The organism is Paraburkholderia sp. RL17-373-BIF-A (assembly GCF_046030175.1).
In the GTDB taxonomy this organism is placed as follows: Bacteria; Pseudomonadota; Gammaproteobacteria; order Burkholderiales; family Burkholderiaceae; genus Paraburkholderia.
The window spans coordinates 93090-108278 of record NZ_JARESO010000007.1; the positions used below are offsets into that span (position 1 = coordinate 93090).

At 63.1% G+C, this 15189-nt stretch carries 14 protein-coding genes; 4 read left to right on the plus strand and 10 right to left on the minus strand.

Features of this window, described 5'->3' with window-relative positions; translation table 11 throughout:
• The first annotated feature begins 117 nt into the window (after positions 1-117).
• From P0D80_RS10880 to P0D80_RS10890, 3 genes are all read left to right on the plus strand, one after another.
• A complete protein-coding gene (locus P0D80_RS10880) occupies positions 118-960 on the plus strand; it encodes an EamA family transporter (protein ID WP_408182609.1) in 843 nt (280 codons plus the stop codon).
• Positions 961-1318: 358 nt separating this feature from the next.
• Positions 1319-1975: a peroxiredoxin gene (locus P0D80_RS10885; RefSeq protein ID WP_132378581.1), complete on the plus strand. Its 657-nt coding sequence runs from the start codon at positions 1319-1321 to the stop codon at positions 1973-1975.
• A 191-nt stretch (positions 1976-2166) separates the two neighbouring features.
• Positions 2167-3237 carry a rhodanese-like domain-containing protein gene (locus P0D80_RS10890; RefSeq protein ID WP_408283979.1) on the plus strand — a complete coding sequence of 357 codons (1071 nt, stop codon included), beginning with the start codon at positions 2167-2169 and terminating at the stop codon, positions 3235-3237.
• A 91-nt stretch (positions 3238-3328) separates the two neighbouring features.
• Here the strand turns inward: P0D80_RS10890 and P0D80_RS10895 are convergent, their stop codons facing one another.
• The 10 genes from P0D80_RS10895 to P0D80_RS10940 all read right to left on the minus strand — a co-directional run bounded on the left by P0D80_RS10895 (position 3329) and on the right by P0D80_RS10940 (position 14248).
• A complete protein-coding gene (locus tag P0D80_RS10895) occupies positions 3329-4345 on the minus strand; it encodes an aldo/keto reductase (protein WP_408182610.1) in 1017 nt (338 codons plus the stop codon).
• A complete protein-coding gene (locus P0D80_RS10900; protein ID WP_408283613.1) occupies positions 4323-4478 on the minus strand; it encodes a hypothetical protein in 156 nt (51 codons plus the stop codon). Before P0D80_RS10900 ends, P0D80_RS10895 begins: the two co-directional genes overlap by 23 nt.
• A 24-nt stretch (positions 4479-4502) precedes the next feature.
• Entirely contained in the window at positions 4503-5435 is a 933-nt protein-coding gene (locus P0D80_RS10905) for an electron transfer flavoprotein subunit alpha/FixB family protein (RefSeq protein WP_408283616.1), read from the minus strand.
• 13 nt (positions 5436-5448) lie between these two features.
• A complete protein-coding gene (locus tag P0D80_RS10910) occupies positions 5449-6198 on the minus strand; it encodes an electron transfer flavoprotein subunit beta/FixA family protein (protein WP_408283619.1) in 750 nt (249 codons plus the stop codon).
• Positions 6199-6251: 53 nt separating this feature from the next.
• Positions 6252-7211 (minus strand): ABC transporter permease, encoded by a 960-nt coding sequence (locus P0D80_RS10915; RefSeq protein WP_342960446.1) that lies wholly within the window; start codon positions 7209-7211, stop codon positions 6252-6254.
• Between the two features lie 7 nt (positions 7212-7218).
• Positions 7219-8718 (minus strand): sugar ABC transporter ATP-binding protein, encoded by a 1500-nt coding sequence (locus tag P0D80_RS10920; protein WP_408283622.1) that lies wholly within the window; start codon positions 8716-8718, stop codon positions 7219-7221.
• Positions 8719-8737: 19 nt separating this feature from the next.
• A complete protein-coding gene (locus P0D80_RS10925) occupies positions 8738-9766 on the minus strand; it encodes an ABC transporter permease (RefSeq protein ID WP_408283625.1) in 1029 nt (342 codons plus the stop codon).
• Positions 9763-10842, minus strand: a complete 1080-nt coding sequence (locus tag P0D80_RS10930; protein WP_408245952.1) for a sugar ABC transporter substrate-binding protein — start codon at positions 10840-10842, stop codon at positions 9763-9765. The genes P0D80_RS10925 and P0D80_RS10930 overlap by 4 nt, the downstream gene beginning before the upstream one ends.
• A gap of 128 nt (positions 10843-10970) precedes the next feature.
• Positions 10971-12644, minus strand: a complete 1674-nt coding sequence (locus P0D80_RS10935; protein WP_408283628.1) for a GMC family oxidoreductase — start codon at positions 12642-12644, stop codon at positions 10971-10973.
• Between the two features lie 95 nt (positions 12645-12739).
• Positions 12740-14248, minus strand: a complete 1509-nt coding sequence (locus tag P0D80_RS10940; RefSeq protein WP_408283631.1) for an aldehyde dehydrogenase family protein — start codon at positions 14246-14248, stop codon at positions 12740-12742.
• Between the two features lie 213 nt (positions 14249-14461).
• On the opposite strand from P0D80_RS10940, the gene P0D80_RS10945 reads away from it, so the two are divergent.
• The gene (locus P0D80_RS10945) at positions 14462-15145 is read left to right on the plus strand and encodes a TetR/AcrR family transcriptional regulator (protein WP_408283634.1); all 684 of its coding nucleotides are present in this window, start codon (positions 14462-14464) and stop codon (positions 15143-15145) included.
• Positions 15146-15189: the final 44 nt, after the last annotated feature.

Sequence of the window (15189 nt, forward strand, 5' to 3'; positions counted from 1 at the left end):
TTCAGTCGGCGCGCGGACCTGGAAGGCATTTTGTAGTCCGCCGACATCTCGCGCCCACAGGCGACGCTTGCACGCCTGGAGCGTGATCTCCCTCACTCTTTCCGGCCTTGAACCTGCATGCTCAGTTATACCGGCGGTCTCGTCCTCTTTGCCGCCCTGCTCCACGCAAGCTGGAACGCGATGCTGCACGGCAACCGCGACCGGTTCCTGTCCATGACGTGGATGAGCATCGCCATCGCGGCGGCCGCCACGCTCGTGGTCCTGTTCACGCCGTGGCCCGCCGACGCTGCCTGGCCGTACATCGCCGCATCGGGGCTCGTGCATATCGTCTACAACGTCAGCCTCGTGCGGGCTTATCGCCGCGGCGATCTGGCGCAGGCGTATCCGATCGCGCGCGGCTCGTCGCCGCTGCTCGTCACGCTCGGCGCGGCACTGTTCGCGCATGAGGCGATCGGCCCCTTGCACGCGCTCGGGATCGCGATGATATCGGGCGGCATCATCGCGCTCGCGCTGCAGGGCGGGCGCGTGTCGCGCGCGGGTGCGGTGGCCGCACTGGTGACCGGTGCGTCGATCGCGCTCTATACCGTGATCGACGGCATCGGCGTGCGTTTATCCGGCGGCCAGGTGCTCGCCTACACCGCGTGGATGTTCCTCTTCTATTGGCTGATGCCCGTGCTGTTCGTCGCAATGCGCGGGCTCGCGGCGCTGTGGACACCGCTGCGGACGGAACCCATCGCCGTCGGCTCGTCGCTCGCCGGCGGGCTGGTGTCGATCGCGGCGTATGGCATCGTGATCTGGGCGATGCAGTCGGGCGCGATGGGCGCGGTATCGGCGTTGCGAGAGACCAGCGTGGTATTCGCGGTGCTGATAGGGCGCATGTTTCTGCGGGAAGCGGTCAATGGAAGGCGCTGGCTCGCGTGCGTGATCGTCGCGGGCGGCGCGGTTTGTCTGGGGCATTGACCAGACAAGATCGCAATCCGCCCAAATCAAAGTGCAATTCCCTTTCTTCGGAGTGCAAGCAAGCTTGCTGCCACGTCGGCGGATTCTCCCTACAGTCTGCCAACTGCGAAAGTCTTTTTTGTTCTACGCTATAGGTGCGGCCCGCAGCGCGTCCCGATGTCTGTCCCGCATCACGGCTATCAGGGAAAGCCTCCGACTCTGCTGCACCCCGTAGATGGTCCTCCAGCACGGTACGGTGCAACCGGCCGGAGGTGATCTCGAGCCAGTCCTATCGCCACTCAACACTCCGGCAGCCCGGCGGACCTCGCTCCGACCGCGGCACTCGAATCTTGGTGCACCCGACCTATGGAGACTAATGATGTCTATTCGATTAGGAGAAGACGCTCCCGATTTCACCGCGGAAACCACCGAAGGGACGATTCATTTTCACGAATGGATCGGCGACCATTGGGCGGTCCTGTTTTCGCACCCGAAGGATTTCACTCCCGTTTGCACCACGGAACTCGGCTACCTGGCGGGCCTCAAGCCAGAATTCGATAAGCGCAACACGAAGATTATCGGGCTCAGCGTCGACCCCGTCAGCGACCACACGGAGTGGATGAAGGATATCGCGGAGACGCAAGGCCACGAGGTCGGCTATCCGCTGATCGGCGACTCGGACCTGAAGGTCGCGAAGCTCTACGACATGATTCATCCCGAGGCGAGCGGCAGCGGCCCGCGCACCGCGGTCGACAATGCGACCGTACGCTCGGTGTTTCTCATCGGACCGGACAAGAAGGTCAAAGCCATGCTCGTCTATCCGATGAGCGCCGGCCGCAACTTCGACGAAGTGATGCGGCTGCTCGATGCGCTGCAACTCAACGCGAAACACACGGTGGCGACACCGGTGAACTGGAAACCGGGTGAGGACGTCATCATTCCAACATCCGTTTCCAACGATGCCGCAATGCAAAAATATCCGCAGGGTTTTAAAACCGTGAAGCCTTATCTGCGGTACGTTGCGCAACCGAAGTAAAGCGCTCATTGATGGGAGCGGCGAGTGCCGGGCAGTGCGAAGTCCGGCGCTCGATGTGAGTCCGGGTGCATCAATGCGCCCGGCCCTCTGAACGGGGCTGCGTCCAGTTCGACTGCCTGCGGGGCGGTTGGCGGCCGCAGGGGCCGCCAACTTTGAGCGCTCGCAGGAGCGGGCCGCGGAGCGAAATCGTGTTGATCTTCCGGCAGCTATTCGATCAGCAATCGTCGACCTACACCTATCTTCTCGCCGATAGCACGACGCGCGAGGCGGTGCTGGTCGATCCGGTATTCGAACAGGTGCGCCGGGATGCCGCCCTGATCGAAGAACTCGGATTGCATCTGCTTTATACGATCGACACCCACGTCCACGCCGATCACGTGACCGGTGCCTGGATGCTGAATCGCCGCATAGGCAGCAGGATTGCGATTTCGGCTGCGAGCGGCGCCGAAGGCGCGGACCGCTATCTGAGCCACGGCGACAAAGTCGAGTTCGGCGCGAGATACCTGACAATACGCGCGACACCGGGACATACGGACGGATGCATCACGCTCGTACTCGACAACGAGACCATGGCGTTCACCGGCGATTGCCTGTTGATCAGAGGCACTGGCCGCACGGATTTCCAGCGCGGTGACGCGCACACCATGTTTCGCGCGGTGCATGGCCAGATTTTCACGCTGCCCACCGCCTGCCTCCTTTACCCGGCCCACGACTATCGCGGTTTGACGGTGACGAGTGTGGGTGAGGAGCGGCGCTTCAATCCACGCCTTGGCGGTGAACTGTGTGAAGACGATTTCACCGGATACATGACGAACCTGCACCTGCCGCATCCGAAGCAAATCGACGTAGCGGTGCCCGCGAACCTGAAATGCGGTCTCGCGACGAGCGTCCCCGCGCAGATGACGGAACCCGATTGGGCGCCGCTGACATGCAGCTTTGCGGGCATCTGGGAAATCAATGCGCAGTGGCTGGAGGAAAATCTGCGTGCTGTCGAGATCGTCGATGTGCGGGAACCCGACGAGTTCAATGGACCGTTGGGGCGCATTCCCGCAGCCAGGCTCATTTCCTTGGGCGAGCTCTCCGGGCGGGCCGCTGAACTCACGAAAGAACGCCCGATCGTGACGGTCTGCCGGGCCGGCGGACGCTCGGCCCAAGCGACGGTCATGCTGCGGCAGGCCGGATTCGAGCGGGTTGCCAATCTTGCCGGCGGTATGCTGCGCTGGCGTGCGGAAGGGCGCGTCGTTGAAAACGGCAGTGTGTGACGTGTTTTCGATGCATGACTTCAGTGCAACGCGGCAGGCCGATGGCCTGCCGGGTCGTCCGTGGCTGCCCGGTGACGGCGAGAAGGGCTGTCTATCGAGGCGTCGGCGCATCCTCGCGAATCAGTTCGCGGCGCTTCAATTCAGCCCAGAATTCCGCTGGGATGTCGGCCCGGAAAGTTTGCAGGTTGTCTTCGAGTTGTGCGACGCTGCGCACGCCCGGGATATTCGTCGGAATAGCCGGGTGACCGAGCACGAATTGCAGGGACGCCGCTTTGAGTGGCACCGAGAAGTCGCGGCACACCTGCTCGATCTTGCGCACACGCTCGAGAATCGCTTCCGGCGCGGGTGCATAGTTGTATTTCGCGCCAGGCACAGCGCCCGTGGCGAGAATGCCGCTGTTATAACCGCCGCCGAGAATCACCGACACCTGACGCTCCTCGCACAACGGCAGGAAGCCGTCGAGGGCGTCCTGCTCCAGCAACGTGTAGCGGCCAGCCAGCAACAGGCAGTCGAAGTCGCTACGCCGGATCGCTTCGTGCGCGACCTGCCACTCGTTCACGCCCACGCCGACGGCCTTGACGACACCCTCGTCGCGCAGCTTGAGCAGCGCCTTCGCCGCGCCGCTCATGGCGGCCTCGAATATCTGCGGCTGGCGATCGCCATGCGTGAACGCGTCGATGTCGTGAATCAGCGCGATATCGATATGCTCCAGCGCCATGCGCTGCAGGCTGTCCTCGATCGAACGCATCACGCCGTCGTAGCTGTAGTCGAAACGCATGTCGAACGGCAAGCCGTCGACCCACGGCGTGAAGTCGATTTCAGCGCGCTTGCGCGGCTTGAGCAAGCGGCCCACTTTGGTCGACAGCACGTACTGATCGCGCGGATACCAACGCAGACCCTGCCCGCAGCGCGCTTCGCTCAAACCGTGGCCGTACATGGGCGCCGTGTCGAAGTAACGCACGCCCGCGTCCCACGCGGCTTTGATGAGCGCCGCCGAATCCCCTTCGCTGATCGGCCTGAAAATGTTGCCGATCGGTGCGGCGCCGAAACCCATTAGCGTCGTTTCGAGTCCCGAACGCGGCCATTTACGTTTTGCTACCGGATCCATCGTTGTCTCCTGCCAAGGTGTTGAGCGGTTCGTTCCGGACCACTTCGACTTCGTCACGCAGATAGTTTAACGCTAGCGCGTGAGGCATCGCCGCCAGGCCGACGCCGACGATCGCGATCCGGGTCTTGCGCATCCTGATCTCCGTGTGTGAAACGCTTTAAACCGATGCGGTCAGTTCTGGGACTGTGTCGAACAGATTGCTGACGAGGCCGTAATCGGCGATGCTGAAGATCGGCGCTTCTTCGTCCTTGTTGATCGCGACGATCACTTTGCTGTCCTTCATCCCGGCCAGATGCTGGATCGCGCCCGAGATGCCGACCGCGATGTACAACTGCGGCGCGACGATCTTGCCGGTCTGGCCGACCTGATAGTCGTTCGGTACGAAGCCCGCGTCGACCGCTGCGCGCGATGCGCCCAGCGCTGCGTTCAGCTTGTCCGCCAGCGGTTCGAGCACCTTCGTGTAGTTCTCGCCGTTGCCGAGACCCCGGCCACCCGAGACGATGATCTTCGCCGACGTCAGTTCCGGACGATCCAGCTTCGTCACTTCACGGCTGACGAAGGACGAGATGCCGCTGTCGGCTGCCGCTTCGATTTTCTCCACCGATGCGCTGCCGCCTTCGGCTGCGACCGGGTCGAAACCGGTCGTGCGGACCGTGATGACCTTGATCGGGTCTTGGGACTGAACCGTTGCGATTGCGTTGCCCGCATAGATTGGACTCTCGAACGTATCCGGGCTATCCACTGCCGTGATGTCGCTGATCTGCGCAACGTCCAGCTTCGCGGCGATACGCGGCGTGATGTTCTTGCCGTAGGCAGTCGCCGGCGCGAGGATATGCGTGTAGTCCTTCGCGATGTTCACCACCGTTGCTTCGATGTTTTCCGCGAGGCCTGCTTCGAGTTGCGGCGCGTCGGCCAGCAGCACTTTGCTCACGCCGGCAATCTTCGCCGCTGCATCGGCCGCGGTTTGCGCGTTGTGACCCGCCACCAGCACGTGGATATCGCCACCAATCTTCTGCGCCGCTGCAATCGTGTTCAGCGTCGCGGCCTTGATCGACGCGTTGTCGTGTTCTGCAATTACCAGATTCGTCATTTCGTCCGTCTCCTTACAGCACCTTGGCTTCGGTCTTCAGCTTCTCGACCAGCGTCTTCACGTCCGGCACCTTCACACCGGCGGAGCGCTTCGGCGGCTCGACAACCTTCAGCGTCTTCAGGCGCGGCGTGACATCGACGCCGAGGTCTTCCGGCTTGACGACTTCCAGCGGCTTCTTCTTCGCCTTCATGATGTTCGGCAGCGTCACGTAGCGCGGCTCGTTCAGGCGCAAGTCCGTGGTGATGACTGCGGGGAGCTTTAAAGACAGCGTTTCAGCGCCACCGTCCACTTCACGCGAAACGGTCGCCTTGCCGTCAGCAACAACAACCTTCGAGGCAAACGTTGCTTGCGGCAAACCAGCCAGCGCAGCCAGCATCTGGCCGGTCTGATTCGAATCGTCGTCGATCGCCTGCTTGCCAAGAATGACCAGTTGCGGCTGTTCCTTGTCGACCAGCGCCTTCAGCAGCTTCGCGACTGCCAACGGCTGCAGTTCCACTGAAGACTCGATCAGGATCGCGCGATCCGCGCCGATCGCGAGCGCCGTACGCAGCGTTTCCTGCGATTGCGCAACCCCACAAGACACCGCCACCACTTCACTAACAACACCTGCGTCCTTCAACCGCACCGCTTCTTCAACCGCAATCTCATCGAACGGATTCATCGACATCTTCACGTTCGCGATATCCACACCCGTGCCGTCCGACTTGACTCGGACTTTCACGTTGTAGTCCACCACTCTCTTAACCGCCACCAGAACTTTCATCTAAACCCACTCCATCACAGTCCAAAGACTTCCACATCGAACGCATGACGCGCTCACTTGATGATCAGCACTTTCGAACGATCGAACGCCACCGTCACCGCGACGATCAGAATCACGCCGAACACGATCTGCTGCGCAAACACGCTGATCCCGACAAACGTCATGCCGACCCGCGCGACCGACACCAGCAGCGCGCCGATCAGCGTGCGGCCGATGCCACCCGCGCCGCCCGTCAACGCAGTCCCGCCGACGATCACCGCGGCGATCGCCGGCAGCAGGAACTGGTCGGCGAGTGTCGGCGATCCGCTGCCCAACCGCCCTGCCATGATGACGCCCGCAAGCCCGGCAAACAACGACGACGTCGCGAACACGAGGCAACGCGTCACCGGTACGCGCACGCCCGATGCGATCGCGGCCGGTTCGCCGGCGCCGATGGCGTCGACGCGCCGCCCGAACACCGTCGAACGATGCAGGAACACGCAGAGCAGAAAGACCACCAGCGCGAGCATGATTTCATGCGGAATACCGAACGACGAGCCCGTCGTCCAGCCGAGCGACGCGTTGCGCATCTCGTCGCTGATGCCGATCGAGCGCGTACCCGAAAGCGTCAGCGCTGCGGCCGACGCGATCCCGCCGACCGCCAGCGTCGCGATGAACGACGGAATGCGCAGCACGGTTTGAATCACGCCGCTCAGAAGACCAATCCCGAACGACGCGGCCAGCGCCACCACCGCCGCCAACGCGCCATAACGCGGCAACAGCATCGCAACGATCACGCTGGAAAGCGAAGCCACCGCCTGCAAAGACAGATCGATACTGCCCAGTAACACGACGAAGGTCGTGCCGGCCGCCATGATGAACAGCGTCGAACTGTCCGCGAGCAGCCCGAGTTGCGTCGAGGGCGCGAGGAAAGTGGGTTGCGCGATCTCGATCAGCAGATACAGCGCGATGAGCGCGATGAACGGCGCGTTGTCGCCGAGCCGTGCCTTCAATGATGCATTCATTTGTGCCATGTTGCCCTCACACCATGTGTTCGACGACGTCGATCTGCGACGGCTTGTGGCCGACTTCGCACGCGAGAATCTTCTGCGCGCGCCCGTCGCGCATCACCATCACGCGATGACTCAGCCCGAGAATTTCTTCGAGCGTGTCGCCGGTCAGCACGACCGCTACACCTTCGGCCGTCAGTTCGCGAATCAGTTGATAGACCTCTTCTTTCGCGCCCACGTCGAGACCGCGCGTCGGATGATCCAGCACGAGAATCCGGCTGCCCGCAAAGCGCCATTTCGCCAGCACGACTTTCTGCTGATTGCCGCCTGACAGATTGCGGCACGACGCGGTGGGGCCAGGCGTCTTGATGTGCAAACGCTCGATCCATTCATTGGCGATCGCACGCTCGCTTCGCTTGTTGACCACGCCGCTGCGGCTCACCGCGGCGAGGCGCGGCAGCGTCAGATTCTCGGCCACGCTCATCTGCGTGACGAGTCCCTCGACCTTGCGTTCGCGCGGCACGTAGCCGATGCCGAGCGAGACCGCATGCGTGGCCTGTGCCCGCAAGCGGGTTTCGCCAACCAGCACTTCGCCCGCGTCGAGCGACTCCAGCCCCGCAATTACGCGGCACAATTCCTCGCGCCCCGACCCGACCACGCCGGCCACCCCGAACACTTCGCCGCAATGCACGTCGAACGACACGCCTTTCAGCGTATGCCCGAGCGACGCGTTACGCACCGACAGCGCGACTTCGCCGCGGCACGGTTTCTGCAAATTCTCGCGGTAGTACTGGCCGTCCATCGTGCGGCCGACCATCAGTTCGTGCAGTTGTCCGACCGACGCATCCGCCGACGCCATGCCGGCCACCACCTTGCCGTCCTTCATCACATAGACGCGGTCGCTCAGCGACAACAGCTCGTCGAGCCGGTGCGAGACGAACACGAACGACGCGCGCGCCTTCAGTTCACGCACGAGGCGAAACAGGATCTCGATCTCCGCCGCTTCGAGCACCGACGTCGGCTCGTCGAGCAGAATGACCGGCATGCCGTCGGTACGGCTCGCGAGCGACAGCGCCTTGGCGAGTTCGACCATCTGCCGCTGCCCGAAGGTCAGGTCTTCGCATAACGTCAGCGGATCGATATCGAGGTGCACGGTGGCCAGTTCGGCGACTGCAGCACGTTTGAGCTTTGCCCAGTTGACCCGGCCGAGTGTGAGAAACGGCTCCTCGCGGCCGAGAAACAGGTTTTCAGCGACCGTCAGATTCGGCAGGATCGACTGTTCCTGATAGACCATCGCGATGCCCTTCGAGGTGGCATCACGCGGGTTTTTGATAACGAGCGGTTTGCCGTCGCGCAGAATCTCACCGGAATCCTGACGGTAGCCGCCCGTCAGCAATTTCATCAGCGTCGACTTGCCCGCGCCGTTTTCGCCGATCAACCCGACGATCTCGTTCGGCCGGATTTCGATCGACACGTCGTTGAGCGCCAGCACGCCGGGGAAACGCTTGGTGACGTTCTTGAGTGTGAGCATCGTGGTGTCTCCCTATCCGTTACTTGACGATGCGGCGGCGCGAGCGATTCAACGCCAGCGTCACGGCAACGATGATCAGCACGCCCTGAATGCCCTGCTGCACATACGGCGGCACGCCGAGCAACACCATGCCGTTGGCGAGCACGACCACCACTAGCGTACCGATCAGCGTGTTGAGCGGACCGCCATTGCCGCCCGCGAGCGATGTGCCGCCCACCACGATCGCGGTGATCGCAACGAACAACTGGCCGTTGGCGATCATCGCGTGACCCTGCCCGTATTGCGCAACCGCGAGAATGCCGGCCACCCCGTAGAACGCACCGGCGAGCGCGAACACCGCGATGCGCACGCGCGAGATCCGTACGCCGCTCAGCCGCGCCAGGTCCTCGCCGCCGCCGATCGCGAGCGTATGGCGGCCGAGAATCGTATGGCGGTGCACGAACCACGCGAGCCCGAGCGCCAGCACGCCGATCCAGACCGACAGCGGCAGGCCGAAGTAGCGCGTGATCGAAATCGCGCGCAACGCCGTGTCGCTCACGCGGATCGTATTGCCCGACAGCACCGCGGTGCCGATGCCGGTCGCCACGAAGCCGACCGCGAGCGTGGTGATGAACGACGGAATGCGCAGAAACACGTGCAGCACGCCGTTGGCCAGCCCCAGCACCACGCCCGCCGCGACGCCGATGGCCAGCACCCACAGGCCGAAGTGATTGTCGTTGTACGAGTTCTCGACCAGCATCGACACGGCGATCGCCGCCACCGCGACAATCCCCTCCGCCGACAGATCGATGCTGCCGAGCTGGATCACGAACGTGCCGCCGAGCGCGATCGTCAGCGGGATCACGGCGGCAATCGCGATCCGCGACAGGTTCATCGGGTCGAAAAAGTCATGGTTGAGCGCGCCGATGCACAGGCCCAGCGCCACCAGCACCAGCAACGGCGAGTACCGCCGCAGCAGTGCGCGCACGGCTGCGGGGCCGTGCGCGGACGCGGGAGATTGAGCGGCCTGCACGGCGTGCCGGGAAGAAGTCGCGGTGAGCTTGTTCATCGATACACCACTGGCCCGGCAACGCGGGCATAAAGGTTGTTCCATTCCGCCTTCGGTGACGCGGCGCGCGCGATCACGTCCTGAACGTTGGTCTTCGTGACGAACGTCGCGGTGCAAAACGATTCACGGCGGTCCTTTGCGAGCGTCGCCAGGTCGACTTTCTTGTCCTTCGCCTGGAGCCCCATCGAGAGACCGATGCCGCCGAGCCAGTACGGGTCCCAATCGACCGATGCGATCAGCTCGCCGGTCTTGATCGCAACGAGTCCCGGCTGCGTGCCGTCCATGCCGGTCACCGGAATCTGGCCGGCCAGACCTTCGGCGCGCAACGCCTCGATCGCACCGAGCGCCATGTCGTCGTTCGCGGCCCACACGCCTTTGATCTTCGAATTGAAGCGCGTCATCCACGCCTGCATGATCGGAAACGCCTTCTGGGAATTCCAGTCGGCGACCTGAAAGTCGAGTAACTGGATGCCGGGGAACTTCTTCAAGGCTGCATCGAGACCGGCCTTGCGCTCGATCGCCGGCACGTTGCTGAAGATGCCGCCGAGCGCGACCACGCCGCCCTTGCCGCCCATCGACTTGAAAAGCTGCGTGGCCGTTTCCTCGCCATAGGCGACGCCGTCGTAAGAAAGATGCGCCACGTAGTTCGGGTTGAAGTCCCACGGGTGCAGGTCCTTCGGCTTGTTCCAGATCGTCGTGACATACGCGCCGGCCTTCGAGCAGGCTTCGACGATCACGCGGGCGTCGGCGGAATCGTTCGGGTCGACGTTGAGCACGAGATTGCCGCCGGTCTTCTGCAGCAACGCGCGGATATCCGCGATGCCTTTCTCGGAACTGCCCTCGGTCGTGAGCGGCACATACGGCAAACCGACGCTCTTCGCGAAGCTTTGCGCGCCCTTGTTGAACGCCGTGTAGTACGGGTTGGTCAGCGAACGGAACGAGCAGGCGAGCGTGGTCTGCCCCGCGCCGAACGAGAGGCCCGACATGCCGCCACCCGCGACGGCGAATGCCGCGCCCGCGCCGAGCTTGATGAAGTCGCGGCGTGATACGCCTGCGCGTTGATCCTGTCTGTTCATGATGTCTCCTCCGAGCAAAAGAACCCTCTCTTCAGGGCCGTGTATAAATAACCGGATATTTACCCCAAGGAAGAGATACGCAATCATTCCGCGTACCCTTCCTCAGTCCTGCTTGCGCAACTCCGGCATCAAACCGCGGCCGCAGCGGACTCGCGCGTCGCGCGTCCGGAAGTGCCCGCGAGCGCGCCCGGCATGGGCACGGGTTGCGCTACCAGCCCGCGAATCAGATCGGCGGCCTTTTCCGCGATCATCAACGTAGGCGCATTCGTGTTCGAGCTGACGATGCGCGGCATCACCGACGAGTCCGCGACTCGCAAACCCTCGATGCCACGCACGCGCAATTGCGGATCGACAACCGACAACTCGTCCACGCCCATCTTGCAGGTGCCGACCGGGTGATAGCCCGTGCGTCCGTACTGCTGCGCGTAGGTTTCGTATTCGGCCTGCGTGCGCACCTTGCCACCCGGAAAATGCTCGCTCCGGATGTACTTGCGCAGCGCGTTCTGACTCATGATTTCGCGGCTCTGCCGAATGCCGTCGACCGCCACCTTCAGGTCGTACGGATCGCGAATATAGGCTGGATCGATCAGCGGCGCATCCGCAGGATCGGCGCTGTGCAACGTCACGCTGCCGCGGCTGCGCGGACGCAGGAAGTACGAGTTGAGCGTGCAACCCGAACCGGACGGCACCGGCGGCACACCGGCCTCGACCCCGGCACCGGGCAGGAAATGGAATTGCAGATCGGGAGTCGGCACACTGCTGTCCGAGTACCAGAACGCGCCACCTTCGGCGATATTCGACGTCACCGGTCCCTTGTTGAACAGTTTGTACTCGAGTCCGGCGAGCAGCATCATGTGCTTTTTCGCGTACTTGTCGAGACTATAGGGGCCGTTGAGTTCGTAGACGATGTCGATGTCGAAGTGGTCCTGCAGATTCTGTCCGACGCCGTTCAGCGCATGCACGGGCTTCACGCCGACGCGCTCCAGATCTTCTGCGCGGCCGATCCCGGAGAGCATCAACAGTTTCGGCGAGCCGATCGCACCGGCGGTCACGATCACCTCGCGTTCGGCGCGCGCAATTGTCACGTTAGCGCGCTCGCCGCGCTGCGCGAATTCGACACCGACCGCACGGCCGTTCTCGATCACGACGCGCGACACGAGACAGTCCGTGCGAACCGTGAGATTGGGCCGCGAGCGCGCATCACGCAGATAACCCACCGCCGCGCTGCAGCGTTTGCCATTGCGCTGCGTGACCTGATACACGCCCACGCCTTCCTGCTGCGCGCCGTTGAAATCGCTGTTGTACGGCATGCCGGCTTCCTGGCCCGCGAGCACGAACGCCTTGGTCAGTTCGTTGACGCTGATGAGATCGGACACGCCGAGCGGGCCGCCCACGCCGTGATATTCGTTGCACAGGCGCTCGTTGTCTTCCATGCGGCGCAGGTACGGCAGCACGCCGTCGCGAAAGCCCCAGCCGATGCAGCCGTCGCGTTCCCAGCCGTCGTAGTCGGCGGGCTGGCCGCGCGTGTAGACCATCGCATTGATCGAGCCGCCGCCGCCGAGCACGCGACCTTGTGCGAACGGAATCTGGCGGCGCTGTGTTTCCGCTGCCGCCGTCGTGCGATAACCCCAGGTCAGCGGACCGCCCGTCATCTTGAAGAAGCCGACGGGCATGTGGATATACGGATCGGTATCGGCGGGGCCGGCTTCGAGCAACAGCACACGGTTGCCGGCGTCCTCGCTCAGACGCGCTGCCAGCGCACAACCCGCCGCGCCGCCACCTACGATCACATAGTCATACATTGCTGTCTCCGATACGGTTTTCTACGATCACACGCTGCGCGTGATCCGGATGTTGCGTGCGGCTCTTCACGGCCGCTCGATCAATTCAACGGGTGTTACGCGATCCAGCGCGGCCGCTTGCCGAGTTGGACATGCACCGACTTCAGCTCCGTGTATTCATCCACGCCATAGCGGCCCGTTTCGCGGCCGATGCCCGACTGCTTGACGCCGCCGATCGGCATTTCGGGGCCGCCGGTAATCGTGCAATTCACCCAGATGCGGCCCGCCTGAACCTCGCGGAAACTGCTGATCGCACCTTGCAGGTCGCGCGTCCAGATGCTGGCGGCGAGGCCATAAGGCACGCCGTTCGCCAACTGGATCGCCTCTTCGAATGTATCGAACGGCGTGACCGACAGCACCGGTCCGAAGATCTCTTCCTGCGCCAGTGCGCTTTGCGGGTGCACGTTGCGGAACAAGGTCGGTTGGATAAAGAAACGCTCACCGTCGCTGGTCGCCTCACCGCCGTGAACCAGTTGTGCGCCGTCACGCCGGCCCGCGTCGATGAAGCCCCGAATCTTGTCGAACTGACGTGCTTCCACGATCGCGCCGACATGGTTCGATGCATCGAGCGGATCGCCCACGCGCACTTTTTCGAACACGGCTTTCACGCGCGCGACGAGTTCCTCTTCCACCGAACGATGCACGACGAGCCGGCTGCCCGATACGCAACATTGTCCCGCGTTAAAGCAGATGCCGAAGGCAATGGCGTCGGCGGCATCGTCGAGATCGGCGTCCGCGAAAACGATTTGCGGATTCTTGCCGCCGAGTTCCAGCCCGACCTTCTTCATGTTGCCGCCGGCCGCGGTGAGCACGGAGCGGCCCACGGGCGTCGAGCCGGTGAACGACACCATGTCGACGTCCATATGATCGGCGAGCGCCTGGCCGACCACCGAGCCGAGCCCCGTCACCACGTTCGCGACGCCGTCCGGCAACCCGGCTTCGCTCAGCAGCGCGGCGAGCTTCAGCGTAGTGGTCGAGGTGAGTTCAGCCGGTTTGACGACAGCCGTGCAACCCGCGGCGAGCACGAACGGCAGACGCTCGGAAAGAATGAAGAACGGAAAATTCCACGGCGTGACGATGCCGACAACACCAATCGGTTGGCGCACCGTCAAACCGAACAGATCGGCGCCCAGCGTGTCGTGCGAATCGCCGTGCACGATGCGCGCGAGACCGGCCGCATATTCCCAGATGCCTGCCGCCGCATTGATCTCGCCGCGCGATTGGCCGATCGGCTTGCCGCTTTCCAGCGTTTCCAGATACGCCAGCGTTTCCACGTTGTCGCGGATCAGACGCGCGGTTTTCAGCAGCACGGTGGCGCGCTGCTCGCCCGACAGGCGCGACCAGCGGCCGTCGTCGAACGCGCGGCGCGCGCTGGCGACCGCTGCGTTCAGATCGTCGACAGAGGCACGCACCGTGGCCGTGACCGGCACGCCGTGGCCCGGGCTCTTGCGCTCGACGAACTCGCCGGTGCTGCCCGCGTAGTCCTTGCCGTCGATGAACATCGGCGTGCGCAGCGGCTCCGCCGGAAGACGAAGCGTTGCTGCGAGTTCATTCAGATTGCTCATTCCTGTCTCCAGAGTTTGCATTCACGCGGGCGCTGAAACGCGCGCCGCGCGCGAGGTAAACCGCTTCGGCAAGACAATGCTTGTGGTATTTTTGGCGCCCATTCTGCACCATCCAGTTACTTCCTCGCAATGCCTTTTTGGTCTATAGTCGCTGACACGACACCAGATCGACCGACACCGTTCCCTCACACTTTTTTCCTGCGACCAGCCAACATGACTCTTGCGAGCACGCCCCCCGGCCGGGCATCGAAAACGGCCCAAGCCGGCGCCGCGCAACCGCCGCGGCAACGCGACCCCGAAGTCACCCGGGCACGCATTCTCGAAGCCGCCAAGAAGGAGTTCGCCAAACTCGGCCTCGCCGGCGCTCGCGTCGAAGCCATTGCGACGCGCGCCAAGGCCAACAAGCGGATGATCTATCACTACTTCGGCAGCAAGGAGGAGTTGTTCCAGGCTGTGCTCGAAGATGCTTACGCCGACATCCGCTCTGCCGAACTGAAGCTGAACCTCGACCACCTCTCGCCCGAAGACGCGATCGTCGCGCTCACCAAGCACACGTGGAACTACTACCTGAAGAACCCTGAGTTCATGACGCTCGTGAACAGCGAGAATCTTCACAAGGCACGTCATGTGAAGAAGTCCGAACGGTTCAAGGAATTGCATCATGGTTTCATCTCGATGCTGCAACGCATAATCGATCGGGGCGTCGAAGCGGGCGTGTTTCGCGCGGGCGTCGATGCAAGGCAACTGCACATCACCATGGCGGCGGTCGGCTACTACTACCTGACCAATCGCTTCACGAGCGGTGTGATCTTCGACATCGACTTCATGAGCAAAGAGGCTTTGAAAAACCGTCTCGACTTCAATATCGAAACCGTTCTGCGCCTGCTGCGCCCCTGACCGCCGTGATGGCTGAAGCGCCCGGATACGGCGCTTCACGTCAC